Below are 2,030 nucleotides of genomic sequence, written 5' to 3'. Positions count from 1 at the left end.
CGCATCAACTGGGTCTGGATGCCGCCGTGGGGCCCCGACAAGATCACCGACGACGGCCGCGACCAGCTCCGCGCCCTCGGCTTCAACGTCTGAGACCCGGCATCGCGTCCGACCCGGTCCCCAAGCCCGGGACCGGTCCACGACCGCCGCCGCCCAGGGCGGACCACCGTCCCGGGCGGCGGCTTTCGCGTGCCGCCACCGGGCTGTCACGCCACGGTGACGGCAGCCGTCGCAGCCTGGGCGGAGCCATTCCTCAGCTTCAGGAGAGGTACGGAGATGACCACCCGACTTACCTTTCAGCGGCGGGAGCCCCGCCGTGCTCCGCGCCGACCGGCGGCGACGCTGGTACGCACCGGTATGACCACCGCGATGGCGGCGGTCCTGACCCTCGGCACCGCCGCGCTGATGCCGACCTCGGCCCACGCCCAGGACTTCGGCCCGGACACCTGCCGCCAGGGCTACGTCTGGCGCGACGCCAGGCCAGGGGACCACGTCTGCGTGACCCCGGCGACCCGCACCCAGGCGGCGTACGACAACAGCCAGGTGCCGTCCCGGACCCTGGCCAACGGCTTCTGCGTCCAGGGCTACGTCTGGCGCGAGGCCTGGGTCGGTGACACCGTCTGCGTGACCCCGCAGACCCGCGCGCAGACGAAGTTCGACAACAGCCAGGCCGACGACCGGCGGCTGGCGGTCCGCATCTGGACCGACGACGTCGGCGGCAACCTGGAGATCAACGGCGACCACTTCAACATCGGCGGCTCGGTGCGCGTCGAGATCCGGCTGAACTCCACCGGGACCGTGCAGTGGGCGCAGACCGTCACCGCCCAGCGCTTCGCGGGCGGCAGCTTCGGCCTGAACACCGGCCACCCGTACACCTGTGCGTCCAAGAACGCCACCGCCCGGGCAATCGACCTGACTTCCGGCCGGGTCACCGCCTCGATCCCGGTCGGCTACTGCTTCAGGTTGTGACCCACCCGTCCACCCGAGGACCACGCCGTCACCGCCCCCGGCCGACCGGGGGCGGTGACGGCGTGTGACCGGCAGGACAGCGCCGAGCGGGCGTCGCAGCATGGAGGAGAGGGGGAATGACGGCTCATCCGTGCACGAAGGAGCGGTGGTTTGATGGCTTGCGGCGATCGGTGTGATGACGGCACCGGGCACCTCGGAGGCTTCGGCCCGGCACGGGCGCGCGCGGCGGGCACCGGGTCGATGCGCCTCACGCTGCTCGGCGGTTTCCACCTCTCGGTCGACGACACCACGGTCGCAGTCTCCTCCGGGGCGCAGCGACTGCTCGCGTACGCGGCGCTGTGCTGCCACGGCGCCGTCCCCCGGGCCCTGGTCGCCGGCGCCCTGTGGCCGGACGCCGCCGAGCGCTGCGCGTACGCCAGCCTGCGCTCGGCCCTCACCCGGCTGCCGGCGGTGGGCCAAAAGGCGCTGGAGGTCGGCCCGGCCGAGCTGCGGCTGGCCGACCGCGTCGAGGTGGACGCCCGCGGCGCCCGGACGCTCGCCCGCGCGATCCTGACGCCCGGGGCGGCGCCCGGCCGCTCCGACCTCGGTCTGACGGCCGTCGAGGACCTCTCGGCGGACCTGTTGCCGGGCTGGTACGACGACTGGGCGCTGGTGGAAGCGGAGGACTGGCGGCGACTGCGGATCCACGCCCTGGAGGCCCTAGCCGGCGCCTTCGTCGGAGCCGGGCGCATCCCGGAGGCGGTGGCCGCCGCCGGCGCCGCCGTCCGCGCCGATCCGCTGCGCGAGAGCAGCCGGACCTGCCTGGTCCGGGCCCACCTGGCCGAGGGCAACGTCGGCGAGGCGCTACGGGACGTCGAGTGCTACGAGCGCCGGCTGAGTGCAGAGCTCGGTCTGCCCGCCCCGGCCCGGCTGCGCCGCCTGGTGACGGTGGCCGCGTACGGCGGCGCAGCGGGGCGCACCGTCTAGTAGTACTTCGTTAGGTCTGAAGTGTTCGGGAGCGTCCTGGTCGGCCTGCAGCGGGTAACTCGCGGTGGCAGGTGGGGCATTCGCCGGTCCAGGCC

General features: G+C 73.8%; 2 protein-coding genes. Both read left to right on the top strand.

Going from position 1 to position 2,030, the window contains the following annotated elements:
* Positions 1–276: 276 nt before the first annotated feature.
* Entirely contained in the window at positions 277–969 is a 693-nt protein-coding gene (locus ACZ3YO_RS39870; protein WP_465579193.1) for a hypothetical protein, read from the top strand.
* A gap of 153 nt (positions 970–1,122) precedes the next feature.
* Positions 1,123–1,935: an AfsR/SARP family transcriptional regulator gene (locus ACZ3YO_RS39865; protein WP_465579191.1), complete on the top strand. Its 813-nt coding sequence runs from the start codon at positions 1,123–1,125 to the stop codon at positions 1,933–1,935.
* Positions 1,936–2,030: the final 95 nt, after the last annotated feature.

The organism is Kitasatospora sp. NPDC022785, assembly GCF_055561295.1.
This window is presented reverse-complemented; position numbering and strand designations above follow the sequence as displayed.

Coding starts and splice junctions, on each gene's coding strand:
- ACZ3YO_RS39865 (WP_465579191.1), top strand. CDS start 1,123: ATGGCTTGCGGCGATCGGTGTGATGACGGCACCGGGCACCTCGGAGGC.
- ACZ3YO_RS39870 (WP_465579193.1), top strand. CDS start 277: ATGACCACCCGACTTACCTTTCAGCGGCGGGAGCCCCGCCGTGCTCCG.